At 65.4% G+C, this 26,402-nt stretch carries 23 protein-coding genes; 13 read left to right on the plus strand and 10 right to left on the minus strand.

The annotated features are described in order from the left end of the window. Both CSW57_RS03915 and CSW57_RS03920 read left to right on the plus strand, forming a co-directional pair. Positions 1-2,715, plus strand: a complete 2,715-nt coding sequence (locus CSW57_RS03915; RefSeq protein ID WP_223249016.1) for a sacsin N-terminal ATP-binding-like domain-containing protein — start codon at positions 1-3, stop codon at positions 2,713-2,715. A gap of 64 nt (positions 2,716-2,779) precedes the next feature. Next, the gene (locus tag CSW57_RS03920; RefSeq protein ID WP_223249017.1) at positions 2,780-3,373 is read left to right on the plus strand and encodes a phosphatase PAP2 family protein; all 594 of its coding nucleotides are present in this window, start codon (positions 2,780-2,782) and stop codon (positions 3,371-3,373) included. Here the strand turns inward: CSW57_RS03920 and CSW57_RS03925 are convergent. After that, positions 3,261-3,503: a DUF2530 domain-containing protein gene (locus CSW57_RS03925; RefSeq protein WP_099381514.1), complete on the minus strand. Its 243-nt coding sequence runs from the start codon at positions 3,501-3,503 to the stop codon at positions 3,261-3,263. The two genes, CSW57_RS03920 and CSW57_RS03925, sit on opposite strands and share 113 nt — an antisense overlap. Before the next feature lie 227 nt (positions 3,504-3,730). Between CSW57_RS03925 and CSW57_RS03930 the strand changes: the two genes are divergently transcribed. After that, positions 3,731-4,162: a MarR family winged helix-turn-helix transcriptional regulator gene (locus CSW57_RS03930; RefSeq protein ID WP_030169615.1), complete on the plus strand. Its 432-nt coding sequence runs from the start codon at positions 3,731-3,733 to the stop codon at positions 4,160-4,162. Between the two features lie 21 nt (positions 4,163-4,183). Here CSW57_RS03930 and CSW57_RS03935 read toward each other — a convergent pair whose 3' ends face one another. Then, complete coding sequence (locus tag CSW57_RS03935; RefSeq protein ID WP_099381515.1) at positions 4,184-5,410, minus strand: GNAT family N-acetyltransferase; 1,227 nt, start codon at positions 5,408-5,410, stop codon at positions 4,184-4,186. A gap of 74 nt (positions 5,411-5,484) precedes the next feature. Here CSW57_RS03935 and CSW57_RS03940 point away from each other — a divergent pair, with 74 nt between their 5' ends. Next, on the plus strand, positions 5,485-6,321 hold the full coding sequence (locus tag CSW57_RS03940) for a TrmH family RNA methyltransferase (protein WP_099382030.1): 837 nt from the start codon (positions 5,485-5,487) through the stop codon (positions 6,319-6,321). A 36-nt stretch (positions 6,322-6,357) separates the two neighbouring features. Here CSW57_RS03940 and CSW57_RS03945 read toward each other — a convergent pair whose 3' ends face one another. The 4 genes from CSW57_RS03945 to CSW57_RS03960 form a co-directional block, all read right to left on the minus strand. Beyond that, positions 6,358-7,137 (minus strand): DUF6928 family protein, encoded by a 780-nt coding sequence (locus CSW57_RS03945; RefSeq protein ID WP_099381516.1) that lies wholly within the window; start codon positions 7,135-7,137, stop codon positions 6,358-6,360. 76 nt (positions 7,138-7,213) lie between these two features. After that, positions 7,214-8,254, minus strand: a complete 1,041-nt coding sequence (gene sepH / locus CSW57_RS03950) for a septation protein SepH (protein ID WP_099382031.1) — start codon at positions 8,252-8,254, stop codon at positions 7,214-7,216. A 147-nt stretch (positions 8,255-8,401) separates the two neighbouring features. Further along, on the minus strand, positions 8,402-9,535 hold the full coding sequence (serC, locus tag CSW57_RS03955; RefSeq protein ID WP_099381517.1) for a phosphoserine transaminase: 1,134 nt from the start codon (positions 9,533-9,535) through the stop codon (positions 8,402-8,404). Positions 9,536-9,629: 94 nt separating this feature from the next. Beyond that, complete coding sequence (locus CSW57_RS03960; protein ID WP_062795471.1) at positions 9,630-10,754, minus strand: citrate synthase 2; 1,125 nt, start codon at positions 10,752-10,754, stop codon at positions 9,630-9,632. Positions 10,755-10,922: 168 nt separating this feature from the next. Between CSW57_RS03960 and pdxH the strand changes: the two genes are divergently transcribed. Continuing rightward, on the plus strand, positions 10,923-11,600 hold the full coding sequence (gene pdxH, locus CSW57_RS03965) for a pyridoxamine 5'-phosphate oxidase (protein ID WP_099382032.1): 678 nt from the start codon (positions 10,923-10,925) through the stop codon (positions 11,598-11,600). A gap of 58 nt (positions 11,601-11,658) precedes the next feature. Continuing rightward, positions 11,659-12,924 carry an MFS transporter gene (locus CSW57_RS03970; protein WP_099381518.1) on the plus strand — a complete coding sequence of 422 codons (1,266 nt, stop codon included), beginning with the start codon at positions 11,659-11,661 and terminating at the stop codon, positions 12,922-12,924. Positions 12,925-12,975: 51 nt separating this feature from the next. On the opposite strand, the gene CSW57_RS03975 is transcribed toward CSW57_RS03970, so the two are convergent. Next, a complete protein-coding gene (locus tag CSW57_RS03975) occupies positions 12,976-14,319 on the minus strand; it encodes an ABC1 kinase family protein (protein WP_189339123.1) in 1,344 nt (447 codons plus the stop codon). A 300-nt stretch (positions 14,320-14,619) separates the two neighbouring features. Then, a complete protein-coding gene (locus tag CSW57_RS03980) occupies positions 14,620-15,708 on the minus strand; it encodes an oxygenase MpaB family protein (protein WP_370623895.1) in 1,089 nt (362 codons plus the stop codon). A 622-nt stretch (positions 15,709-16,330) separates the two neighbouring features. Between CSW57_RS03980 and CSW57_RS24400 the strand changes: the two genes are divergently transcribed. Next, a complete protein-coding gene (locus tag CSW57_RS24400; protein ID WP_189339124.1) occupies positions 16,331-16,498 on the plus strand; it encodes a hypothetical protein in 168 nt (55 codons plus the stop codon). A gap of 125 nt (positions 16,499-16,623) precedes the next feature. Here CSW57_RS24400 and CSW57_RS24235 read toward each other — a convergent pair whose 3' ends face one another. Then, positions 16,624-17,967: a hypothetical protein gene (locus CSW57_RS24235; protein WP_143696466.1), complete on the minus strand. Its 1,344-nt coding sequence runs from the start codon at positions 17,965-17,967 to the stop codon at positions 16,624-16,626. Beyond that, entirely contained in the window at positions 17,964-18,236 is a 273-nt protein-coding gene (locus CSW57_RS24830; protein ID WP_143696467.1) for a WXG100 family type VII secretion target, read from the minus strand. The genes CSW57_RS24235 and CSW57_RS24830 overlap by 4 nt, the downstream gene beginning before the upstream one ends. Positions 18,237-18,400: 164 nt before the next feature. Here CSW57_RS24830 and CSW57_RS04010 point away from each other — a divergent pair, with 164 nt between their 5' ends. The 6 genes from CSW57_RS04010 (at position 18,401) to CSW57_RS04035 (ending at position 26,400) form a co-directional block, all read left to right on the plus strand. Continuing rightward, complete coding sequence (locus CSW57_RS04010; RefSeq protein WP_099381525.1) at positions 18,401-19,312, plus strand: aldose 1-epimerase family protein; 912 nt, start codon at positions 18,401-18,403, stop codon at positions 19,310-19,312. Between the two features lie 10 nt (positions 19,313-19,322). After that, positions 19,323-20,252, plus strand: a complete 930-nt coding sequence (locus tag CSW57_RS04015; RefSeq protein WP_099381526.1) for a carbohydrate kinase family protein — start codon at positions 19,323-19,325, stop codon at positions 20,250-20,252. A gap of 100 nt (positions 20,253-20,352) precedes the next feature. After that, positions 20,353-21,675 (plus strand): citrate synthase, encoded by a 1,323-nt coding sequence (locus tag CSW57_RS04020; RefSeq protein WP_023960053.1) that lies wholly within the window; start codon positions 20,353-20,355, stop codon positions 21,673-21,675. A 3-nt stretch (positions 21,676-21,678) separates the two neighbouring features. Further along, positions 21,679-22,038, plus strand: coding sequence for an FKBP-type peptidyl-prolyl cis-trans isomerase (locus CSW57_RS04025; protein ID WP_099381527.1), 360 nt, complete (start codon positions 21,679-21,681; stop codon positions 22,036-22,038). 153 nt (positions 22,039-22,191) lie between these two features. Continuing rightward, positions 22,192-23,727, plus strand: a complete 1,536-nt coding sequence (locus tag CSW57_RS04030; RefSeq protein WP_099381528.1) for an alpha-amylase family glycosyl hydrolase — start codon at positions 22,192-22,194, stop codon at positions 23,725-23,727. After that, complete coding sequence (locus CSW57_RS04035; protein ID WP_099381529.1) at positions 23,728-26,400, plus strand: MGH1-like glycoside hydrolase domain-containing protein; 2,673 nt, start codon at positions 23,728-23,730, stop codon at positions 26,398-26,400. The last annotated feature ends 2 nt before the right edge of the window (positions 26,401-26,402 follow it).

The following is a 26,402-nucleotide window of genomic DNA, read 5'->3' on the forward strand; positions in this document are numbered from 1 at the left end:
GTGCAGCCGTCCGACCCGTTCGGCCTCGGCCGTCTGCGCGACTCGATTCTCGGGTCGTGGCTCACCTCGCCCACCCGTCTGCGTGAAGACACTGCTGCCGAAACAGATCTCGTCGGCGTCGGGTACCGCGATCGCCTGCTGACCGAGCTGGTCGCCAACGCCGCCGATGCCGCGACGGCTGCCGGGATCATCGGTTCGGTTCGTGTGTGGCACGACGGTCGGTGGCTGCACATCGCGAACACGGGCGCACCTGTCGACTCCGACGGTGCCGCTGCCCTGACGGCGCTGCGTTCCTCGAGCAAACACGGCGACGGCTTGATCGGACGGTTCGGGGTGGGGTTCACCGCTGTTGCCGCGGTGACGCGTCATGTCGAGATCCGTTCGAAGACCGGATCATTCGAGTTCTCTGCCGAACGCACGCGTGCCGAGCTCGCCGCGAACGGGGCGGTGGTGGAGCAGGTACCGACGCTGCGCCTGGCCTGGCCGATCGACGCCGCGCCGATCGAGGGCTTCGACACCGAGGTGGTGATGGAGATCGACAACTCGATCGACATGGCCGCGATGTTCGACGGGTTTGCCGCCGAAAGTGTGCAATTGCTGCTCGAGCTCGAATCGATCGACACGATAACCCTGCCCGACAACACCTTTCGACGCGTCCGCGAGGGCGACATCATCTCCGTCGGCGGTGCGAGCTGGCGTGAACTCGTGGCGCCGCGTGCTCGCTGGTTGCTCCCGCTGCGCGACGGCAGGGCGGTTCGGGTGCGTCGCGATGTGCTTCGTGCGCCGACCCGCACCGACGTCGAGCTCACCGTGCCGGCCATCTGCGTCGGCGATGTGCAGCTGACGGCTGATCGTCGTGGGCTGCACCCCGACGCCGACATCGCCGTGTTGGCAGAGGGTTACGCACAGATCGTGGCCGAGCTGCCCATCGATCAGCGGATGGGGCTCGTCCCGGCGCCGGGATTCCCGGCCGGACGCGACGATGAACGACTGCGTGAAGCGCTGATCGCCGAGCTGGCCGGGCACGCCTGGGTTCCAGGTGCCGAGGGCGACGACCTGATCGCTTCCCGGGCCGAGGTGCTGCCCGACCTCACCGTCGGGCTCGCCGGCCTGTTGGGCGAGGTCATCACGACACTGGTACACCCCGACCTGTCCGGCCGGGGCTCGCTCAGCACGCTGAGGTCGGTGGGTGTGAGGGAGATCGGGCTGGCCGAGGTGGCCGAACGGCTCACCGGTCTGGAACGCGAACCACGGTGGTGGGGCGACCTCTACGCGGAGTTGTCGGTGGTGGCGCAGGGCCAGGTCGACGAACTCGGGGCCCTCCCGGTGCCCTTGACCGACGGACGGACCCTTCCCGGTGCCCGCGGAACCGTGCTGCCGCCGTACCGCGGCGACGAGGATGCCGACGTTGTCGCCCCCAGCTGGCTCCCGACCGTCCATCCTGCGGCGAACCACGATCTGCTCGAACGGCTCGGCGCTCAGCGGATCACGGTGGGGGAGATGCTGTCCGACCCTGCCCTTCGCAGTGAGATCGACGAGGACCCGGCCGATGAGCATCTGGTGCGAAGTGTGCTCGGTCTGCTCCGCGCGGCTCCAGACGTGGTGGTTCCGACCTGGCTGGGCCAGTTGCAGCTACCCACCGATGACGACGACATGCGGCCGGCGGACGAGCTGCTGTTGCCGGGCAGTCCGCTTTCAGCTGTGCTGATCGATGATTCGCCATTCGGAATCGTCTCGGCCGATCTGGTGGAGGAGTTCGGCCAGGCGGCGTTCCGCGCTCTGGGCGTGGGTTGGGACTTCACGGTGCTGCGTGAGGAATATCCAACCGGCCCCGACCACGACCTGCCCGACGAAGAGCAGTGGTGGAGCACGTTGGAGGACCCGCCGCAGACGCTGGCGGCCGTCCGCGATCTCGACCTCGTCGACCCCGACCGGTGGCCTGACGCGCTGACTTTGCTGGCCGAATCTGGCGACGCAGCACCGTTGTTGGCCGATCGGGCCGGGTACACCTGCTGGTGGCTGCGCCACTATGCGGTCGTCGACGGCGTACCGCTCGCGGGCTGGCGCGCACCGAGCGACCTGACCATCGCAGGCCTGCTCGACCCCATCGATCACCCGCGCGGTGACGAGATCTCCGGCGCGCTGGGCAATGCCGATGTCGAGGACATCGATGCGGCGCGGCTCATGCTGAACCGGCTGTCCGAGGCCGACCGGGTGGTCTCACCGTTGGTGGCGGCCACGGCTCACACCGCGCTCGCCGAGGCGTTGCGGGCCGGCCGTATCGAGCTGGACGACGTCGAACCACCAACGGCTGCAAGAACTCTCGCCGGAGACGTGGCGCAGGACGCGGTTGTCCTCGACGCCCCCTGGCTCGCCGCCGCCATCGACCCCGGTCGACTCATCACCGTGGTGCCGTCGCAGATCGGGCTGGCATCGGCGCTCGCCGACCTGCTCGACATGCCGCTCGCGACCGAGGAATTCGCTGCAGAACCGGTGCGGGAGGGCAGGCCCTCCACGTGGGAGGCCGAGCCCGGCGCGTTGCGATCGGCGTTGATGCAGAGCAGACCGCTGCCCACCGGCCCCATCCGGGTACATGATGAATTGGTTGTCGAGGTGCACCACGACGGCACCACGAGTCGACGCCGGGTTCCGTTCTGGCGCGATCAGGAAGGGGCGCTCCACATCGATGCCGAGTTCCACGTCATCCCTGACTGACCCGACGGGCATTCTCCGCATTGATTCTGCCTTCGGGCCGGACCGTTCTGTCTGGGAATGGTCGGTGGCGAACCGGACCGACGCGTGGACCCGGACGATGAAGGTCGTCACCACCCTCGGCGACACCATCACCATGACGCTTGTGGCGGTGGCGGTGACCATCACGTTGCTCGTGCTGCGACAAACGCGGTCGGCGGTGCTGGTCGGTGCCGGGTCACTGATCGGGTACGGCCTGATGGTCGGGCTCAAGCACCTGTTCGGACGGGAACGGCCGCCCGCGGACGCTCGGTTGCTGGACATCGACACGTTCTCGATGCCGTCCGGACACGCGATGATGGCGACGATCATCTATGGCCTGATCGCGGTCGCCGGCCATCACAGCAGTTCGTGGGTGCGAGCGCACCGCCTGGTGCTCCTGGTGGCTCCTGTGCTGGCCGTGGCGATCGGCTGGAGTCGCGTGTACCTCGGGGTCCACTGGATGACCGATGTCGGCGCGGGCTGGCTCCTGGGGGTGGTCTTCGTGGCGTCGGCGACCTATGTGGTGTTCAGGACAGGCCGTCTTGGGCGGCGCGGCTCCCTCGCCGGATCGCCCACCGTTGCAGAGACACCACAAAGCAGCCGAACAGACCGACGCCCAGGCCCACCAGGCAAATGGTGAGCGTGTTGTCGGTTCCCAGGTCCCACACGACAACCAGTACGGTCGCGATGAGGAAACCGACCATGCCCACCACGATCACGGGCTCCGGTGCCGTCAGTGTGCGCGGCAGCGCTGGGATGGGTTCGGGCATGCAGTCGACACTAGTGGCGGAAACGTGGCAGGCCAACTCGTACGCAGTCGAAAGTTCACTCATTTAGGCACTCGTCCAGGCGTAATCTCGGACGTGGGGGAGGGCTTGTGCAGCACTACGATACGAACTGTCCTTTAAGAAGTTAACGAGCATTCACTCGTGAACCGAACACATGAACATCGCCGGTTCATGGTGCATTCAGCGCGGGCTCACCTATCCTTGATCGCGTGGATCACAATGACGAAAAGCTCGCGAGCGATCTGGCGATCGCCGTTGTCCGGTTGACCAGGCACTTGCGCGGTCGCCGATCGGCATCGCCGGTGTCGCTGACGCAGCTTTCGGCGTTGGCAACCCTCAACAGGGAAGGCCCGATGACCCCGGGCGCCATCGCAGCGAGGGAACGTGTGCAACCTCCGTCTATGACCAGGGTCATCGCGTCCTTGGCCGACCTCGGCCTGGTCAAGCGCGAACCGCACCCCACCGATGGACGCCAGGTGATCGTGACGCTGTCGCCGTCGGGAACCGACGTTGTGGTCGATGAGGCAAATGCGCGTGAGGAATGGCTGCGTGCCCAGCTCAAACGCCTCGACGACGACCAGATGGCGACGTTGCGTGACGCCGTCGGCATCATCGAATCGATCGTCGCAGAGAGCGACTGAACGCCGCACCCCGGAACGGGACTAGAAGAACGTGCCCGCCACCGGTTTGCGGTCGGTGCTCAGCGCCTGATCCAGCGCATGGAGCGTGGGACCGTCGACGGCCCAGAGTCGCTCTGCCGATGCGAAGTCGACCGCGCGGTACGCCCCCAGGTAGAGGCTGCCCAGCACGGAGATGTCCATCGTCACCGTCGGTTCGGCATCCGTCTCGGTGACCTCGGCCCGGCCGTCGGTGATGGCGAGCTTGAACCGGCCCCCCGAGTGGCGGAACTTGTCGGACACCTCGATCACGAACTCGGCGTCGAGACCGTACTCGCGCATCGTCAGGGCCGCGGGCACATCAAGGATTCGCAGCCACATGCTGTCGCGGATGCCCGTGACGGACGGAGCACGCAAATCGGTCAACTTCAGCGGCAGCGGATCGTCGACCGGTGTTGTCGCGGTGATGGCGGGCAGCAGGTCGAGGCCCACCAGCACCCGCCAGAGATCGGAATGCGCTTCGTCGGTGACGGCGAACAACTCCGAGACCTCCGCCACCGAAGCGCTTTCCGATTCGTGGTGGATCCGGTAGCTGGCATATCCGTCGGGGTGCAGCAGGTAGTGCAGCCCGCTTCGTCCGTCGCGCAGGATCGGACGGTCGGCGAAGATCATGTTCCACCACACCGGCGCCCGGACGATTGCGCCAGGCCTGGTGGAGACCCAGCGATCGTGCAGTTCGGGAACCCGGTCGCGGATCTGGTCCGGGTCCGCGTAGCGAACCCGAGAATCCTCGGGGGCCGGTGCGCGCAGTTGTGCGCGGCGCAGGTCGATCCGAACCTGCTGCTCGAAAGCGGCAGGGCCGTAACCGAATCGCTCGTAGATCGTGCCCTCGGATGCGGTGAGGATCGAGAACACGGACTGCTCGCGCTCCCATTGCTCGAACAGCTCGGTGATCATCATCCGCAGGATGCCGCGGCGGCGGTGCGTCGAGGCCACCGACACCCATGACAACCCGGGCAGCGATACCCGATGTCCGCCGGGAACCGACATCGTCATCCGGAAGAACATCGACACACCGACCAGCGTCGGCCGCTCGGGATCGGACATGTCGTGCACCACGATGACGTCGTCATCGCGAACTTTCGAGCGGATGTCGGCCAGCGCCTCTTCGTCGAGGGGGTTGACGAACGCGAAGGCCCGGGCATCTGCGGTCGCGATGGCCGGCCAGTCGGATTCATTTGCGCGACGAAGCGTCAGATTACCTTTGCTCACCCGTTCAACCTGCCATATCGGCCGTCGGGCAAACTAGTCGGATGGTCGGATCGCACGCTCACCAGGCAGGACCTGTGTCGGACCTCGCGGTGACGGTCATCGACATCGACGACCCCGACGACCCACGCGTGGACGACTTCCGCGACCTCAACTCGGTCGACCGGCGGCCGGATCTCCCGGTCCTCGCCGGAGGACGCCCCGGAAGGGGTCTGGTCATCGCGGAGGGTGTGCTCGTGGCACAGCGGATGGTCGCTTCCCGGTTCGCGCCGCACGCATTCTTCGGCGTGGACAAGAGGTTGGGTGAACTCGGTGAGACCCTCACCGATCCTGCCGTCAGCGGGGTGCCGTTCTTTCGCGCTGACGCAGACGTGATGGCCCAGGTGGTGGGGTTCCACCTCAATCGTGGTGTGCTCGCCGTGGCGCGCCGCCCCGAACCCCTTGCGCTGCCTGACATCCTGGCCGACGCGCGCACCGTCGCGGTGCTCGAAGGTGTGAACGACCACGAGAACATCGGCAGCATATTCCGTAACGCGGCAGGCCTGGGTGTGGACGCGGTGATCTTCGGTGGGGCATGCGCCGATCCGCTCTACCGCCGATCGGTCCGGGTGTCGATGGGCCACGTACTGCTGGTTCCGTTCGCGCATGCCACGAGCTGGCCGGCGGATCTGGACGTACTGCGTAGCAACGACTTTCGCATCATCTCACTCACCCCCGACCCGGAGGTGGCGACCCTGTCGCAGGTGGTGGATGCCCCGCGCGTGGCGTTCATGGTGGGAGCCGAAGGGCCGGGACTGACGGAGACGGCGATGCGTGCGGGCGATGTGCGCGCCCGCATCCCGATGGCACGCGGAACGGATTCGCTGAACGTCGCGACTGCCGCGGCCCTCGCGTTCTACGAGCGGGCTCGCTGAACGGGCTCGTAGAACGAGTCAGGCGTCAGGCCTGCATCAAGCCTTGGGTCCGAATCCGAACCACCGGGCCACGCGCTTGACCGCAGGTGCGGGCGCCGACTCCTGGACGGGTCGCTGCGGCTGCTCGGTCGGATACTGGCCGTCGGAATGGTGCTGTTCGGCGAGGTTCCGTTCATCCGAACGCTGGTCGGGTTGATAACCCTTCGGCCGAATCGCAAAGCCCGACAACCGGATCGAGTGCGGATCGGAGTCCGACGGGTCGCGTGGGGTGGTGATGCGGAAGCCCAGCCAGCTCCGCATCGCCTCCTCGGCGAACTCCTGCGGGTGGAAGGGGAGGGCCTGGGGGTCTGGGATGGCGCCCTCGGCGTACACGAGCGGGCGTTCACCGGCCCAGAACGGACCCTCGAAGATGAACGGGAGGCCGATGTTCTCGTAGATGTCGACAGGGTTGGCCGCGAACGACCGGCGCAGTATCCCGTCCTCCCAGCGCGCGAATGCACCGACCGAGTACTCCGGATCGGTGTTGAGGAACACCGTTGCCTGCGCCGGCAGCGCGGCGGTCCACTGCTCAGGCAGAGTGGACGGACTACTGGTCCGCAGGATCGGTCCGGTCACCACGGCCAAAGAGCGGTAGACGCCGACGAAGAGCTGGTCGGCTGCCGGGATTGCGGCCTCCACCAGATCGCACTGTCCGACCGGCAGCAGGGTCATGTCGGGGAACAAATCCGTGGCCAGTGCCTGCGCCGCATTCTCGTCGTTGGTCACGCCCTCGCGGATCTCGGCCGCCGGATCGCTCGAATTGACGAACCAGAGCATGGACGCCTTCGCTGCCAATTCAAGCCTTTCCGTGATTGCTGTCCGACATGACGTGCATCAAACAACCTAGCCTGCGTCAGGTGTTGCCACTGCTCCGGACACCGAGCAGAACATCTTCCCAGGTCGGCACGGCGGGTTTGCGGCTGTTGCGAGCACGCTTACGCGGCGCGGGTGGCTGCTGCTCGGCCGCGGGGGTCTCCGGGGCGTCGTCGTGGTCGTGGTGGTCGTCATGATCGTCGGTGCTGGTCGGCGCGGGCTCGGTCACGGTCGGCTCGCTGTCGACCTGCTGCGCGGGCACGGGTTCGGCCCGCCTCGCCGGTATGCGCCGGGCCGTCTGGGCGCCGGTCAGAGAGTCGGCGTCCACGGTCACGGCTTCGGTTCCGTCGGACTTCACGGTCAGACGTGCGGGCCGTGAGACGGGTGTCACCTGTGCCGCTGGGGGAGGTGTGTAGTCGAACGCGAGCTCGGGGTGGTCGTAGTCGTAGGTGTTGTCCTCCGAGACCGGCGCGACGGCGATCACGCTCCGCAGCGGCCGGCTCATGTCCGGATCGGTCAGCTCGTCCGCCACTTCGTCGATGGCCTCGACCGTGCCCGAGTTGGAACCCGGAACGTAACGCCAATGTGCACGGTTCACCGATCGGCCGACGCGCCAGCTCACCTGGACAACCCAGCGGTTGTCGTCGCCCTTCCAGGCGTCCCACTCGGTGTCGTCCGGGTTGTGCCCGCGAGCTCCGAGTGCGGCGGCGACCACCTCCGCCAACGTGGACAGTGCCGGGCCGTCGTAGCGGAGCGGGTGAGCCTGCGCGGCGAGTTCGGTGGCACGTGCGCGCTCGAGCAGAACCGGATGCGCAAAACGCTCGACGCGGTCGATCGGCACGCCGGCAGCAGCGGCGACCTGAGCGACCGACGCCCCGGAGCGGATGCGCGACTGGATCTCTCGCGGACGAAGCGTGCTCTCCATCTCGATCTCGATCTGACCCATCCGGGTCAGATCGCCGCGAGCGGCGGCGCGCAAGGTGTCGTCGGCGGGGATGCGGAACTTCTCGCTCGACTCGGTGTCCTGCAGGATCACCTTTTTGCCGTCCGGCTCCAGGCCGATGACTCGAAGCTCACGCATCTGCTCCTCCTTCACGTCAGGGAGCCAGCCTTACACTTGCGTCGGTCTGCATTAGCGACAGCGTAATGCAGATTCAGCAGATCGCATGCTGTGACACGCCCGAAAAATCCCAGCTCAGCGGGGGTGTGTTGAGTGGTGGTTTGGCCTTTACAGAGCGCCGACCACATAGTCGATGCACGCCGTGAGCTTGCTGACGTCATCAGGCTCGACGGCCGGGAACATGCCGACGCGCAGTTGATTTCGGCCGAGCTTGCGGTACGGCTCGGTGTCCACCACGCCGTTGGCGCGCAGGATCTTCGCGACTGCGGCAGCGTCGACGTCGTCGTTGAAGTCGATGGTGCCGACCACCTGACTGCGGTAGGTCTTGTCGACGACGAACGGGCTGGCGAACTCGCTGGCCTCGGCCCAGTCGTAGAGCCGGCTGGAGCTGTCGGCGGTCCGGGCGGTGCACCAGTCGAGGCCGCCCTGGTTGTTCATCCACTCGATCTGGTTGGCCAGCAGGAGCAAAGACCCGACAGCAGGGGTGTTGTACGTCTGGTTCTTACTGCTGTTGTCCACCGCGGTCGGCAGCGACAGGAACTCAGGGCACCAGCGATCGGAGGCGCCGATGGTGGCGATCCGGTCGAGGGCAGCCGGGCTCATCAGGGCGATCCAGAGGCCGCCGTCGGAGGCGAACGACTTCTGCGGGGCGAAGTAGTAGACGTCTGCGTCGGCGACGTTCACCGGCAGGCCGCCGGCGCCGGAGGTGGCGTCGATGGCGATCAGGGCGTCACCGGCGAGGTCGGGGCGCGTCACCGGCACCGCGACACCGGTGGAGGTCTCGTTGTGGGCCCAGCCGACCAGGTCGACGCCCTCGTACTGCTCGGCGCCGATGGTCGAGATGCTCGGCGCGGTGCCCGGCTCGGTGGAGACGACAATCGGGTCGTCGAGAAACGGGGCCTTCTTCGCGACGGTGGCGAACTTGCTGGAGAACTCGCCGTACGTGAGGTTCAGCGACCGCTTGGAGATGAGACCGAACGCCGCGGCGTCCCAGAAGGCGGTGGTGCCACCGTTGGACAGCACCACCTCGTAACCGTCGGGCAGGTTGAACAGGTCGGCGAGACCGCTACGGATGGAACCGACAACGTTCTTGACCGGGGCCTGCCGGTGGCTGGTGCCGAACACCGATGCACCGGTGTCGACGAGCGACTGCAGCTGTTCGGGGCGGACTTTGGAAGGGCCGCAACCGAATCGGCCGTCAGCGGGCAGGAGGTCGGCCGGAATGGTGATCGTTTCGCTCATGCGACCAGTCTAGAGACCGCCCCCGAACCCGATGATGGTGGGTTTTGGCGAGCGCGACCTGGGGATTTGTTCGCCCGAACCCACCATTTCCGGGTCAGCCGGCGATGGTGGCCCAGCCTTCGACGTCTTCCGGGCGGCGGGGTGCAGCGCCCACATACAGCGCGGCAGGACGGACGAGTTTGCCCAGACGCTTCTGTTCGAGGATGTGTGCGCACCAACCGGCGGTGCGCCCGCAGGTGAACATGGCGGGCATCATGTGCGGCGGCACCTCGGCGAAGTCGAGGATGACCGCGGCCCAGAACTCCACGTTGGTCTCGATGGCGCGGTCGGGGCGCCGTTCGCGTAGTTCTGTCAGGGCGGCCTGCTCGAGCGCGGCAGCAACCTCATAGCGCGGGGCGTTGAGTTCCTGGGCCGTGCGGCGCAGGACCCGGGCCCGGGGATCTTCGGCGCGGTAGACGCGATGACCGAAACCCATCAGCTTTTCTTTGCGGTCGAGGATGCCCTTGACCAGGCCGCGGGGGTCGTCGGTGCGCTCGACCTCTTCGATCATCGGCAGCACGCGGGCCGGTGCGCCCCCGTGCAGCGGGCCGGACATCGCACCGATGGCACCCGACAGCGACGCCGCGACGTCGGCGCCCGTGGAGGCGATGACGCGGGCGGTGAACGTGGAGGCGTTCATGCCGTGTTCGGCGGCGCTGACCCAGTAGGCATCGATGGCGCGGATGTGCGCGGGGTCCGGCTCACCCTTCCAGCGGGTCATGAAACGTGCTGTGACGGTGTCGCATTCGTCGATCACGTCCTGCGGCACGGCGGGACGATGGATGCCGCGTGCCGACTGGGCGACGTACGACAGCGCCATCACCGAGGCGCGGGCGAGGTTGTTGCGTGCGGTGGACTCGTCGATGTCGAGCAGCGGCTTGTAGCCCCAGATCGGAGCAAGCATGGCCAGCCCGGCCTGCACGTCGACGCGGACGTCGCCGGTGTGGATGGGCAGCGGGAAGGGCTCGGCCGGGGGGAGGCCGTCGCCGAACTTCCCGTCGACCAGCAGCGCCCAGACATCAGAGAAGGTCACGTTGTTCTCGACCAGGTCTTCGATGTCGACCCCGCGGTATCGGAGGTTTCCGCCGTTCTTGTCCGGCTCGGCGATCTCGGTGGTGAAGGCGGTGACGCCCTCGAGACCTTCGACGAATCCCTCCGGTACCTGCACATTGACTGCCATCGATCGCACTCCTCGCGGTTCGAGCTGCACACTGCGGCCGCGCTGTCACCCGCGGTCTCGGGGCACCGACTGCCGTACTTGCCTAGGACTGTAGTAGCCCGTTCCAGCCGCGGTTACCCGGGAGTAGCGTTATTCGTCGTGACGAACGAACCGGTGGATCTGTCGAGTATGCGGGTGGCCTATTCGGCATCGGGCGGTGACGACGCGGCGGGTGCGGATGGGGTGCGCGGCAACCTCGACCCGAGCTGGCTCGCAGGGGATCCGCCGTGGCTGGCCCTGTTCGGTCAATGGCTGCGCGAAGCAATCGATGCCGCGATCGCCGAACCCAACGCGATGGTTCTCGGCACGGTTGATGCCGACGGCCATCCGTCCACCCGCACGGTGCTGTGCAAGGGGGCCGATGCTGACGGCGTGGTGTTCTTCACCGGCTACGACTCCGACAAGGCAAACCATCTGGCGTCCACTCCGTATGCCTCGGTCACCTTCCCGTGGATCGGGATGGAGCGGCAGGTGCATTTTCGAGGGCCCGTCAGCAAGGTGCCCGCCGAGGCCACCGAAAACTACTGGGTCAGGCGGCCGCGTGGTTCTCAGCTCAGTGCCTACGCGTCCGAACAGTCGGCACCCATCGAGTCACGCCAGGCGCTCGAGGAGCGTGCGGCGGCGATCGCGGACCAGTTCGGTGGCGCGGACGGGGATCAACCGGTTCCGGTGCCGCCACGCTGGGGTGGCTACCGCCTGACGCCGACCGAGGTGGAGTTCTGGCAGGGCCGGGCCAACAGGTTGCACAACCGGGTTAGGTGCACGCTCGTCGACGGCCGGTGGCGCAGTGTGAGATTGCAGCCGTGACACCGACCACGCTCATCCGGCCGGTCCTGCCGGGTTCGGGTTCCGGGGTACGGACGAGGTGACGCGCCGGTTCCTCGCCGACACCACCCCGCTGCAACACCCTGATTTCCGACGCCTGTGGTGGGCGAACATCGTCACGGTCATCGGTGCGCAACTGACGGTGGTGGCGGTTCCCGCACAGATCTATCAACTCACCGGCAGTTCGGCCTACGTGGGACTGACCGGATTGTTCGGCCTTGTCCCGCTGGTGATCTTCGGCCTCTGGGGCGGGGCGGTTGCCGATGTGATGGACCGGCGAATCCTGTTGATCATCACGACCTTCGGGTTGATCGCGACCAGCGCTCTGTTCTTCGTGCAGTCGGCGCTGGGCTTCGGCAACGTGTGGTTCATCCTCGTGGTGTTCGCGGTACAGCAGGCCTTTTTTGCGGTCAATCAGCCGACGCGGTCGGCGATCCTGCCCAAGCTGATGTCGAAAACCGAACTGCCCGCAGCCAATTCGCTGAACATGACGGTGATGCAGGCCGGCGGGATCGCCGGCCCGCTGGTGGGTGGGGCGCTCATCCCGATCCTGGGTTATTCCGTGCTGTACCTGGTGGACACGTTGTTCCTGTTCGCCACGATCTGGGCGGTGATCCGGTTGCCGTCGCTGCGACCGGAGGGACCGGACAAACGGGGCACGCCGGGCTTGAAGTCGGTGATCGAGGGATTCCGCTATCTCGGCGGTCACAAAGTCTTGATGATGTCGTTCCTGGTGGACCTGATCGCGATGATCTTCGGCATGCCCAGGGCGCTGTTCCCGCAGATGGCGCACGAGAGTTTCGGCGGACCAGACGGTGGTGGTGTGGCCTTTGCGCTCTTGTTCTCGGCCATCGCCGCGGGTGCGGTGATCGGGGGAGTGTTCTCCGGCTGGGTCTCGCGAGTGCAGCGTCAGGGGTACGCGGTGATCATCTGCATCCTCATCTGGGGTGTGGCGATCACCGGGGTGGGGATCTGCGTCGGTTTCGCCTCGGGGTCGGCGTTACCGATGCTCCCGATCGCGGTGGCATTACTCATGATCGGCGGCGCTGCCGACATGGCGTCGGCCGCGTTCCGGATGTCGATGCTGCAGGCGGCCGCGAATGACGATGTGCGAGGGCGCCTTCAAGGCGTCTTCATCGTTGTCGTCGCGGGCGGGCCGCGCATTGCCGACGTCGCACATGGCGCCGCGGCCGCATCGGTCGGCACCGCGGTCGCCACCGCAGGCGGCGGGATCCTCGTCGTGATCGGAACAGTCCTCGCTGCCCTCGCCGTCCCCGCCTTTGTCCGCTACCGCATCTCCCGGTGATGTGGCCTTCTGGCGGATGCGACCTGGCGTTTTGATCGCCAGGACCGCACACTATCGGGCGGAGGTGCGGGTGCGGCTGGGGGCCGAATCCTTCAGCAGGCCTGCGGTGTATCCGACAACCTGGGGGTCGGCCATCGCCTTCCATCGCGGGGCGAGCAGCTTCATGTAGCGCTCCACGTAGAGCAACTGCTTGCCGACGAGTACCAGCTCACGGGGGAGCCGGGCGTCGTAGTTCTTGGCGAGGTTCGCGAGTTGGCGGCCCAGGTCGGCGTACGCCATGTTCCCCAGTTCGGTCCCGCCGATGGGGGCGGCGACGCGTCGCAGGTCCTTGGCGGTCTCGCGAACCGAACCCGGTTTCCCGAAGGTTCCGAGCGCGGCGAGGGCCTGACCGGCGGCCTCGTAGTTGCTGCGCATCAGGTTTCCGAGCAGTTCACGGACAATCATCCGGGTGTTGTCGTCGAAGCGGCCGACGATGCCCCAGTCCAGGAACACGATGCGCCCGTGGGCGTCGACGAGAACGTTCCCGGCATGCAGATCGCCGTGGAAGATCCCGTCGGTGAAGGCCGACTCGAGCAACGACATCAGCAGCGTCTTGACGATCTCGGTGCCGTCGTGACCCGCGCGGCGGATGGCTTTGACGTCGTCGATGCGAATGGCGTCCACGCGCTCGAGGGTGAGCACCCGCTCGGTGGTGTGGTCCCAGTACACCTTCGGTACACGCACCTTGTCGGCGTACTTCGACCCCGAGATGGCCGCGGTCCACTCCTCCATGGCGGCGGCTTCGGTGCGGAAGTCCAGCTCGGAATGGAGGTTGGCGGTGAAGTCCTCGATCACCGCTTTGGCGCTGAGCATCCGTCCGTACGACGACAGTTCTACGAGCGCGGCGGTGCGCTGCAGGATCTGCAGGTCGGCGGCCAGCCGGGCCTTGATGCCCGGACGCTGGATCTTGACGACCACCGACTCTCCGGTCTTCAGCGTCGCGGTGTGGACCTGTGAGATGGACGCCGAAGCGATCGGCTCGGCGTCGAAGTCGTCGAACACCTCGTCGGGGTCGCGGCCGAGCTGACTGGTCAGCAGCGCACGAACCTGCTCGGGGTCGGCAGGGGGCACCCTGTCGAGCAGCGACCGGAACTCATCGGAGAGCACCTTGGGGAACACGCCTGGACTCGAGGCGATGAGCTGCCCGAGCTTGACGTAGGTCGGGCCCAGGGCGGCGAACGTGTTGCGTGTCTCGCCGGCTCCGATTGCGGCCGCGTCCTGCTTGTGGCGTACCCGGGTGGCGAAGCGCGCGCCTCCGCAGACGGCGTGCCAGGCGGTGGCGCCGATGCGCGCCGCCTCGGTGGTCAGCGGCACCTTCTGCAGTGTCGGTCGTGGCTCGGCTGTGGTGATGGTCATGGTCCTCCGCATGCGACTTGTCGCCGGGGCAGGCCGTCCCGGTTTTGGGGACGGCCGATGGTCGATGCTCCGCCGGACATGGTAGGGCATCTGGCCGTGAGCGCCAGTCGGCTTGTCTTGGGCGCTGCCCGGGCATGCCGCCCCGGTGCGGGACGGCGTGGGCGTGCGCTTTCGGTGCTGCAGGACTAGTCGAATCCCCAGGTGGCCGCGTTACGGTCGACCGGTGTGGTCTTGATGACACTGGTGGTCGTCATGACAACGGTGATCTTCAGCGCTGGGCCCGAAGCCCGGTCGAGTTCGTCAGAGTGCGGTCTCGTTGGACTGCCAGGGCAGGTTCGCCCGTCGCGCCGCCGTCACCGGGCAGTAGTGCATCGGCTCGCCACGGACGGCTTCGGGAGGCAGATTGCGTACCGGGGTGTCCAGCAGTGGTGCTTCGGCGGGCACGGCCCCGGCCAGCCGGTCCCAGGCGTCGCGGCAGCGCGGATGTTTGCGGTAGCGCTCGGGCAACAAACGCATGAAGGTGTCGACGGCCTTGCCGAACCGGCGGAAACGGCGCTCGTCACGTTCTGACCACGTGAAGCCCATCATGTCGCGAACCGGCTGGTCGTACAGGCCCACCGTCAGCCACGTGAAGAACCGTTCGGTGGGCCGGACCATGTGCTTCCACACCGGTCGGGGCATCCACGACATCCACGGTGGCGGTGGCAGTTCGGAGATGTCCAGTACCGTGCGGACAGCGGGATGGTCTTGAAGGACGTTGCGGCACATGTGATCCCAATACTCTCCGAACTCCTCGTAGGTATCCGGGCATGGCCGGGTGCTGACGCCGTACATCGCGTACCAGGTGCGTGACTCCTCGAACAGCTGACGTTTCTCCGCTTCGGTGATCGGTGGTCCGAAGACCTCCGCGCACCGGATGTTTCCGTACCAGAAGGTGGCGTGCGCCCAGTAGAAGACGTCTGGATCGAGCGCGTGATAGCGGCTGCCGTCGGGCATCGCACCCTTGATCTCGCGGTGGTAGTCACGAACCTCGCGGCCGGTGTCCTCCGTGCCGTCGAACACCACCCCGATGATCGGATAGAGCGACCGCATCAACCGCTCCCAGCGTTCGCCGAAGAAGTCGGAGTGCTCCCACACTGCCGCACCGAGCTTTGGGTGCATGTTCTGCATCGAGCCGGACCACAGGCCGATGAGCATTCCGTGCCAGCCGCCGAAGAACTTCCAGGTCACCGAATCCGGACCGAGTAGCTGCGCCACGTCCGCCGGGGCCGGCGGATCAACGGGTGTGATCGGCTGAGAATCGCGGAGGTCGGTCACCGGAGACATCCTTCGTAGACGGCCATTGAGACGGAACTCTAGATCCGTCTCAGTGGATGTGTCAACCGTCACGACGACGATCGGCCCCGTCTCGACCGCCCAGCCCGCGCCATGGCACGGGTTAAGGAGCCGCCGGAAAGACTCGCTCAACGGGTAGGAATACGGCGTGCAGAGTGCGCAAGTTGTCGCTGTCCGCGATTCGCGATGCCCGGCACTACGACCAGTCGCAGAACCACCTGTTCAAGTTGCTCAACCGCGGTTACACCGGCCTGCATGCCGGGAGATCGTGATAAAGGCGTCGCGGAATGTCAATTCGACTTCTATCGGATTGGGTCAACGACGTCGACGCGACCTAGCGTGCGGTCGAGGCGATCACCCGCGACACCATCGGCGTGGCCGAATAACCGGTGGGCAACCTGCCGGCGGAGAAAGACGATGCAGGTCTGATCTGTGCAAACAGGCATTGTGCGTTATCGCTCATAGTGAATAGACCGCCAACCCGATGGCCGGTATCGCCACAGAAAGAGACACCCCGCAGCATAGTTGCGTGGTCGACGGCCTTGTGGAGTTAAGGCCGATCAGCGCCGCGAAGAAACACAACCACAGGAGCGGAAATACGAAGTAACCCGCCAGCGTCAGTCCAAGCCCCACGGCCAGTCCGGGATGCGTCCATGGCCCGAAGAAGCGTTTATCCATGGGCATCGATCAGCCGGACAGCGCTGAACAACAAACCTGCGATCAAAATGCCGTGCCCGGTAGCGAGAATCAACGACATCCGCCGGCGGTGAATCGCGATCAACACCAGGGCGTCGAATGCAAGAAGGGCGGCGACTGCGAAGGCGGGGTTGGGCAGGCCGACTGAAGGGTCACCATCACGCGCCTGACGTTCCCATAGTCCGAATCCGCAACCGGTAACCAAGACCGTAATTGCTGTCGACAGGAGCCACGCGTGGTCGCGAACCCGAGAGATCCCGATGGGGTGCGGCATCAGTCGACGATCACAGTCGTTGGCGGATCGGACGCCGACCCGGACCGTGTTCCATCGACGCGTATATGTGGCACGACTGCGCGGCTTCCTGGGCCCGCTTTGTCTTCATAAAGTTGATCGAACTGCTCGGGCCTTTCGCCGACAACGTGATAGCTACCGAGTTCGAGAAGTGGCCCGCGGGGGCCGGTGTTGTCCGCGAGGTCCCTAAGGATTGTGCGAGTCGGTTCGCCCGTACGTTCCGAATACGCTTCGGCCGAAGGGTAATCGCCGATATTGCCGTAGAGATCGGGGCCGTCTTCGCCGGGCGTGAGTATCACTTTGCCGCGGACGACGCGGTCTGCTAGCTCGGCTCCAGGCGGAGCGAACGCATTGGTCGCTTTGTAATCGACCATGACCGTTCCATCGGGCAATTGCCAAGTATACGCCTCGGGGGCATCAACACCTACCTGACCGTCGACTTGAACTGACGGGTTCTGGCGGGTGATGACAACTCCATTTTCGTAGTCCAAATATACGGTTGCCCGGGTATCCTCCGGGCCGAAGTTGCTGTCGAAACCACGATTGTCTCCGAAGTCATCTTTCGGAAAGTTGAAAACTTGCCTGCTAGGAATGAACAGTCCAAGTTTGACTATCCCTTGACCAGGGACTGGATTGATTCTCGCGACCACGACTTCCGATGGAACGCCACGCGACGAGGGGTCGTAGGTCGCAGTGTTTAGCATTGCCGCTGTCTTCCAATCGGTCTCTGAGACTGGATCGCGGTTGAAGGCCTTGTGGAACGCATCGCGCTCGAGTTGATTTCGATTGGAATGCGCCACATTGATTTGTCCGCTCGCACCCAGAATTGCCGCCGCGAGGTCTTGATCGGCGTCATTGGCTGCTTGCAGAATCGAGTCGACTTCCGCTTGGAGGGCGCGGATCTGCAGTACTTTCTCGTCGGTATAGCGCTCAATTTGGCGTACAGTCCAGCCAGTCATGTCCGGTCTATTGCTGATGTCCTCGGAAACGTGCCCGTCACCCGCAATCAGCAACGACCGTTCTGCTGCTTCCAATCGGGCGGACTCGAGCCGACGCTTTACGCTTTGAACTTCGGTTTGTGCTATGTCGACTGCTCTTCGAATGTGCGTCGCCTGCACCATCAGTTCACCGACATCGATCCTCACGCTGTTCAGCGAACTGGAGGCAGCAACCGCAGATTCACCGCCCCAACCCTCAAGGCGGCCAACGTCGTTGAGCGTATCGTTGAGTCGAACGCATTCATTGTCAATCCGCTGACACCGATCAAATACCTCGCCTAGCGTTTCAGCGTCCCATTGGTCGACGTCGTCAAGCGTGACGCTCACGTCAGCGTACGGGTTTCGACGTGGGCTGCACTGGTAGCGTCGGTCTCCAAGTATGTCGATGTGGCCTGGGTGACGTTGGCCGCAAGTGATTCGACGCTCCGACTCAATGCGTCTATCGCTGTGTCCCAACGCGTGTCGAGTTGGCTCATAGCCGTGCTGGATTGCCCCGGCCACTTCGCGGCCGCGTCGGCAATACCGATCCTGTCGCTCTGGAGATTCGACTCCGCTTGAGTAGCTGCCAACGCCAACTTGCGCGCGTGCCGCGCCATGGTCCGCGTGTCAGCGAATAGTTCTTGACCCCGTTCCACCGCTACCCCCTGTAATCGAGTGGATCGGCCGAAAGGCTAGCAGAAGCGGTTGTACGCGGTCGCTGCTGTACATCGGGCAGTTGAGGTCCGGGTTCGCGCCGCGTCCGGCGGCTAAGCTGACCGATGTGGCCGGGCACAGCATCGAAGCGGATGAATACAGCGCACAGATCGCCGCGACCGGCGCAGGGCTCCGGGCCGTCAGATGGCGCGGTCGACTACTCACCGAGACCTGGGAGATCGAACCCGGGGTCAAGCCTCCGCTCTCGTGCGGATTGGTGCTCTCGCCGTGGCCGAACCGCACAGGCGACGGCCGATACACCTTCGACGGCACGTCGTACGAGCTCCCCATCACCGAAGCCGGGCGGAACAACGCCAACCATGGCTTCGTGCGGATGGTGGACTGGAATGTCCTCGACCAGACCCCGACGTCGGTCACCCTCGGCGTCGCCGTCGGGCAGCATCCCGGTTGGCCGTTCGACCTCCAGTTGACCGCCACCTACGCGGTGGGACCCGACGGCCTGACCGTCACCCACACCACCACCAACACCGGGACCATCCGCGCGCCGTACGCATTGGGCCAGCACACCTTCGTCCGCGTGGGCGACGTCCCCGCCGACGACTGCTCACTGCAGCTGGCTGCGCAGCAGTACCAGCCGCTAGACCCTGAACGCCAGCTCCCCGACGGTGACCCGGTCGACGTCGCCGGCACCGAGTTCGACTTCCGGACACCGCGACCGGTTAAGGGAGTGTGGCTCGACACCCCGTTCACCGCGATGGCGGATGACGACGGCATCATCACCCATCGCCTGATCGGTTCGGACGGGACCACCGAACTGTGGACCGACCTCAACTTCTCGTGGGTCCAGGCCTTCACCGCTGACCCGGACCACGACCAGCCGTACCCCGGTCGCGGCAGGGCCGTGGCCATCGAACCGATGACCGCGCCGCCCAACGCGCTGGCCACCGGGACCGATCTGATCGTGCTCGAACCGGGTCAGATCTGGACCGGGCGCTGGGGCCTGCGATTCCGGGAATGAGGGTGGCGCCGTGAGAGAAATCGTCGTGTGTGGAGAAGCGCTGGTGGACCTGGTGCCGTCTGCACCCGGTGCGCTCAGTCCGCTGACACCTGCCTTGGGCGGTGGCCCGTTCAACGCCGCGATCACCTTGGGCCGCCTCGGGTCAGCGGTGTCGTTGTGCTCGCGGGTGTCCACCGATGCATTCGGCGATGCCCTCGCCGATGCGCTTCGCTCTGCGGGGGTGAATCTGTCTCTGCTGCAACGTGGTTCGGAGCCGACCACGCTTGCTCTCACCAGCATCGGCGACGACGGATCGGCGCAGTACAACTTCTATCTGCAGGGCACCGCCGACCGCTTGGTCAGCGACCCGGGTGAGCTACCACGCACGGTCGCCGCCCTCGCTTTCGGAACCTTGTCGATGGTGCTCGAACCCGGGGCCAGTACCTACGAGAAGCTCCTGCACCGCAGTCATGGCGAGGGCCGCCTCACCCTGCTCGACCCCAACATCCGCGCCGGTGTGATCGACGACCCCGACGCCTACCGCAGGCGCTTCGCCTCGTGGTTGCCGTCGCTCGACATCGTCAAGGTGTCCGACGACGACGCCGAATGGCTGGCCGAGGGCGCCGCCGGAACAGATCCGGACCGCTGGATCGAAGCCGGCGTTGGCGCGGTTGTCATCACGCACGGCGGCGATGGACTCAGTGTTCGCACTCCCGACCTCACCGCGCGTGTACCCGGCCGGAGAGTCGATGTGATCGACACCATAGGGGCAGGTGACACGATTTGTGGCGCCCTGCTGCACTGGCTGGGCACGCACCGCTTCCTCGACCCCGCGCTGCTCCGCACGATGACCGAAAACGACTGGTCAGAGGCCCTGCAGTTCGCCGCCCGGGCAGCCGCGATCACCGTGTCGCGGCCCGGCGCGGACCCTCCGTGGGCGGGCGAGCTTGAAACCGACTAGGTTGTTAACCGGGTCGCACGATCGTTACGACGACCCCGGAGGTAAAACACCTGCACCGGTTCACGAGACCGGTGCAGCCCGTCGAAAAGGGGAGGACCAAGTGTCCGCCGAAACAGTGTCTGCCAACGGATCGGCAGCGGAGGCCAAGGCCACGTTCAGCTATCCCGGCGGCGAGATCAAGCTTCCCATCGTCGAAGCGACAGAAGGCGCCAACGGCGTCGGACTCGGGAAGTTCCTCGCCGAGACCGGACTCACCACGTTCGACGGCGGTTTCGTCAACACGGCGTCCACCAAGTCGGCGATCACCTACATCGACGGCGATGCCGGAATCCTGCGCTACCGCGGATACCCCATCGAGCAGTTGGCGAAGGGATCGAGCTTCCTCGAGGTCAGCTACCTCCTGATCAACGGTGAGCTCCCGACCCCGTCCGAGCTCGACGAGTTCACCAACAAGATCAGTCGCCACACGCTGCTGCACGAAGATCTCAAGCGCTTCTTCGACGGGTTCCCGCGCAACGCGCACCCCATGCCGGTGCTGTCCAGCGCAGTCAACGCCTTGAGCGCGTACTACCAGGATTCCCTGGACCCGAAAGATCCCGAGCAGGTCGAGCTTTCGACCATCCGCCTGCTGGCGAAGCTGCCCACCATCGCGGCGTACGCCTACAAGAAGTCCACCGGACAGCCGTTCCTGTACCCGGACAACTCGCTGAACCTGGTCGAGAACTTCCTGCGGATGACGTTCGGTTTCCCCGCAGAGCCCTATGAGGTCAACCCGGACGTGGTCAAGGCCCTCGACATGCTGTTCATCCTGCACGCCGACCACGAGCAGAACTGCTCCACCTCCACGGTTCGCCTGGTGGGGTCGTCGCAGGCCAACTTGTTCACCTCGATCTCCGGTGGCATCAACGCACTCTGGGGCCCGCTGCACGGCGGTGCCAACCAGGCCGTGCTCGAGATGCTCGACGACATCAAGGCCTCCGGTGGCGACACCAAGGAGTTCATGAACAAGGTCAAGAACAAAGAAGACGGCGTCAAGCTCATGGGCTTCGGGCACCGGGTCTACAAGAACTATGACCCGCGGGCCGCGATCGTCAAGGAGACCGCCGACCAAATCTTGGAGCTCCTCGGCGTCAATGACGATCTCCTCGACATCGCCAAGGGGCTCGAAGAAGTGGCCCTGAGCGACGACTACTTCATCTCGCGCAAGCTGTACCCGAATGTGGATTTCTACACCGGCCTGATCTACCGCGCGATGGGGTTCCCCACCCGGATGTTCACCGTGTTGTTCGCACTCGGCCGGCTGCCCGGCTGGATCGCGCACTGGCGTGAGATGAACGCCGACCCGACCGGGAAGATCGGCCGTCCGCGGCAGATCTACACCGGATACACCGAACGTGACTACCTGAATATGGATCAGCGCTGAACCATGACAAAACCTGAGATCGAGTTCCCCCAAGGCCCCGCACCCACCGAACTGGTGAGCACCGACCTGGTGATCGGCGACGGTGATGTCGCTGTTGCCGGTGGAGTGGTCGACGTCCACTACGTCGGCGTCGAGTACGAGACAGGCGAGGAGTTCGACTCCTCGTGGAATCGCGGCCAGTCCGCCAACTTCCCGCTCGACCGGCTGATCCCGGGCTGGCAGGAGGGTATCCCCGGCATGAAGGTCGGCGGTCGCCGCCAGCTCACCGTGCCGCCGGAGCTCGCTTACGGGCCCGAGGGCGCCGGACACCGGCTGTCGGGTAAGACGCTGATCTTCGTGATCGATCTGCTCGGCATTTCTTAGGTCCCGGTACGCATTTTTCGCAGCAGCCCCGCACGGTGACCGTGCGGGGCTGTTTGCTGTCTCCAGCACATCTCGCGGTCACCCCAGGTGAACGGGCGGTGATCTCCTGGGCGTTCACAGCCACTGACGCTTTGTGCGCGATAGGTTTACGGGGTGATCGCGCACCCGTTCATCTACGAGATCAACACGTGGCCGTGGCTCGACGAGCTCAGCAGGAGGTGCGGTCGGCGCGTCGAATTGGGTGATGTCCCCGGCGAGGCATGGGACGCGATCGCGGCGTGCGGTGCTGATGCGGTGTGGCTGATGGGGGTGTGGCAGCGCAGCCCGGCCGGCGTCGCGATCGCCAGAGCGGACGAGACCCTGGTGCAGCATTGCCGGGACATTTTGCCCGACTTCACCATCGATGACATCGTCGGTTCGCCGTACTGTATCCGTGGATACGAGGTGGACCCGATGCTCGGCGGCACCGATGGGCTGGCGTCGGCACGGCAGGCGCTTGCCGACCGCGGGATTCGCTTGATCTTGGACTTCGTGCCCAACCACGTTGCGCCCGACCACTCGTGGACCACCGCCCATCCGGAGTTCTTCGTCGGCGGCACCGCGGATGACCTGCGCGAGGAACCGGCGTCCTTCCTCGAGGTCGGCGGCAAGGTACTCGCGAACGGCCGCGATCCCTACTTCCCCGCGTGGCCCGACGTCGTGCAACTCAACGCCTTCTCCACCGAGTTGCGTGCGGCCGTCATCACCACCCTCACGCGAATCGCCGAACAGTGTGATGGTGTGCGGTGCGACATGGCGATGCTGATGATGAACGACGTGTTCGGAAGAACATGGGGTGTACGCGCGGGAGATCTTCCGGCACAGGAGTATTGGCCACTCGTGATCGGAGCTGTGAGGTCAGTACACCCCGACTTCACATTCATCGCGGAGGCGTACTGGGACCTCGAGGCCGCCCTGCAGGAGCAGGGATTCGACTACTGCTACGACAAGGGTCTCTACGACCGCCTCGTCGAAGGGGGCGACGCGGCCGCGGTCAGATCGCGACTCGATGCCGAATCGGACCATCTCAGTCGGCTCGTCCGATTCCTCGAAAATCACGACGAGCCCAGGGCCGCATCGGTGTTGTCGCTCGAGAAGCACAAGATTGCGGCTGTCACGTCGTTCACTCAGCCCGGCGCGAGGTTGGTCTACGACGGCCAGTTCGAGGGCCGGCGGGTGCATCTCCCTGTGCAGCTGGGCCGCAGCCCGGTCGAGGAGGTCGACAACGAGCTGCTCGATTTCTACGGCCGACTGATGAAAACTGTGCGTGACAATGTATTCCGTACCGGATCGTGGGCCACGGCCGAGATCACCGGATGGGCCGACAACTCCACCACCGCGGATCTGCTGGCGTGGACCTGGCACGGCGATACCCGCTGGGTCGTCGTGGTGAACCTCGGCGACCAGGTCGCCAGTGGCATGGTTCGAGCAGCATGGGACGCCCCCGGGGCGCTGGACCCGCAGCACGTCGCGCCGGTCGATGAGGTCGATCTCGTCGACGACACCCGCGATCTGCGGTATCGCCGGAGCGCCGCCGATCTGACCGAGGGCCTGTTCGTCGAGCTGGGCCCCAGGCTGTGGCATCTGTTCCGTGTGGAGCCGGTCCCTGCGGAGGACACCACCGATGATGCTGAACGCGAGGCGATCTGAGTGAACGGGCAACATCGACGGCCAGGTGGCACGGCCGAGCACCAACGTCTCGCCGAAGCCACCGGGCGTCTCGAAGACGGCTTGCACGATGCGAACCCGTGGTACCTCTGGGGACCGTACCTGTCCGAAAGGGCTTGGGGGACCGTGCGTGAGGACTACAGCGATGACGGGAATGCGTGGGACTACTTCCCGCACGACCATGCCCGTTCCCGCGCCTACCGATGGAACGAAGACGGGATGGCCGGGATCTCCGACATCGGGCACGAGTTCTGCTTGGCGCTGGCTCTGTGGAACGGCACCGATCCCATTCTCAAGGAGCGCATGTTCGGACTCACCGGCCCGCAGGGCAATCACGGTGAAGACGTCAAAGAATACTGGTGGTATCTGCAGGGGCTGCCGAGTCATGCTCTGCTGCAGTGGCGTTACCACTATCCGCAGGCGGCGTTCCCCTACGAACAACTGGTGGAGGAGAACGGCCGGCGCGGTCGCGACGATTTCGAGTACGAATTACTCGACACCGGCGTGTTCGACGACGGGCGGTATTGGGTTGTCGACGTCACCTACGCCAAGGCGAGTCCGACCGACATCCTGATGACCATCAGCGTCACCAACAACGGCGCGGACGACGCGTCGATCGACGTGCTGCCCACCGGCTGGTTCCGAAACACCTGGCGAGTCGGCGGCGAGCAGAACATCCCGGCCCTTGAAGCCGATGGCGATGCGGTGGTCCTCGAACACGCCCGGCTCGACGGCTACCGTCTGCGGGCGGCGCCGGCAAGTGATGGGACCGAGCCGCGGGTCCTGTTCTGCGACAATGAGACCAACATTCCCAAGATTTTCGGCGGTGACCCGATCACGCCGTACCCGAAGGACGGGGTCAACGATCACGTGGTCGCGGGCGCCGCGACGGTCAATCCGGCGGAGCGCGGAACCAAGGCTGCCTGGTGGTATCACCTGGACGTGCCCGCGGGACAAACGGTGCAGGCGCGGGTGCGCTTGTCGGGGCCTGACGATGCCGGATCCCATGAGAGTGACTGGGCGGGAAACGACTTCGGCAGAATCGCCGCGCAGCGGCAAACCGAGGCGGACGAGTTCTATGCCGCCATCGGCCCAGATCTCGACGCCGAGCAGATGCGGATCCTCACCCAGGCCGCCGCGGGTCTGATCTGGAGTAAGCAGATGTACTCCTACCAGGTCGGGCGGTGGCTCGACGGTGATCCCGCGGAGCCGCCGCCCCCAGCGGGACATCAGCACGGGCGCAACACCGATTGGCGGCACCTCGATGCGTTCGACATCCTGGCGATGCCGGACCCGTGGGAGTACCCGTGGTTTGCTGCCTGGGACTTGGCTTTTCACTCCATCTCGTGGGCGCATCTGGATCCGGCGTTCGCGAAGTACCAGTTGATCGTGCTCCTGCGGGAGTGGTTCCTGCACCCCAATGGTGCTCTGCCCGCCTATGAGTGGAGCTTCGACGACGTCAACCCGCCCGTGCACGCCCTCGCGGCGCTGCGGGTGTTCAACATCGACGGCAGCAACGATGTCGAGTTCCTCGAACGAGTTTTCCAGAAACTGCTGCTCAACTTCACCTGGTGGGTGAATCGGCAGGATCCGCACGGCAACAATGTGTTCGGTGGCGGGTTCCTCGGACTCGACAACATCAGTCCGGTCGACCGCTCGCACCTGCCGCCGGGCACCACCCTGGAGCAGTCCGACGGTACGGGGTGGATGGCGTTCTATGCCGAGGCCATGCTGGGCATCGCGCTGGCACTGGCCGACCACGACCCGGTCTACGAAGACATGGTGATCAAGTTCCTCGAGCACTTCACCCTGATCGCGCAGTCGCTCAAGGAATCCGGCCTGTACAACGTGGAGGACGGCTTCTACTACGACCGGTTGACCGACCCTGGCGGCACCTGCGAGTCGATCAAGGTGCAGAGTCTGGTCGGGCTGATCCCGGCGCTGGCTGCCGCGGAGATCCCTGCGCGCAATGCCAAGCGGATGAGCAGGTTACGGAAGCGATTCACCCGGCGATTCGCGGCTCTCGGCATCGGGGAGGGGCAATCGTGCCGGATCCGCACCGACGACGACAAACCGCGCATCCTGCTGTCGGTGCTGTCTGCCGACCAGTTGCGGTCGTTGATGCGCACGGTGTTCGACGAGGACGCAATGCTCTCCGACCACGGTCTGCGCTCCTTGTCCAAGAAGTATCGCGAGCCGTACACGTTGCCCGGTGCCACCGGCGCGGTCATCGACTACGAGCCCGCGGAGTCGCGGACCGCCATGTACGGCGGCAACTCGAACTGGCGGGGTCCGGTGTGGTTCCCGATCAACTACCTGGCGATCCGCGCGCTGGTGCAGTACGGCCGCTTCTTCGGCACCGAGGCGACGATGGCTTACCCCACCGGCGCGGACGCCGACTCCGACTTCTTCGAGATCGCCCAAGACTTGGCGGACCGACTGGTGTCGATCTGGCTGCCCGACGCGGACGGCCGCCGTCCCGTGTACGGGGGAACAGAGATCCTCCAGACCGACCCCGCGTGGAAAGACAACCTGTTGTTCAACGAGTACTTCCACGGAGACAACGGGGCCGGTCTCGGTGCGAGTCATCAAACGGGATGGACTGCGCTGGTCATCGACCTGCTGTTGCATCCGCCGAAGCATTCGCGACATTGATG

The sequence above is a fragment of the Williamsia muralis genome (assembly GCF_002735905.1).
Classification (GTDB): Bacteria; Actinomycetota; Actinomycetes; order Mycobacteriales; family Mycobacteriaceae; genus Williamsia; species Williamsia muralis_A.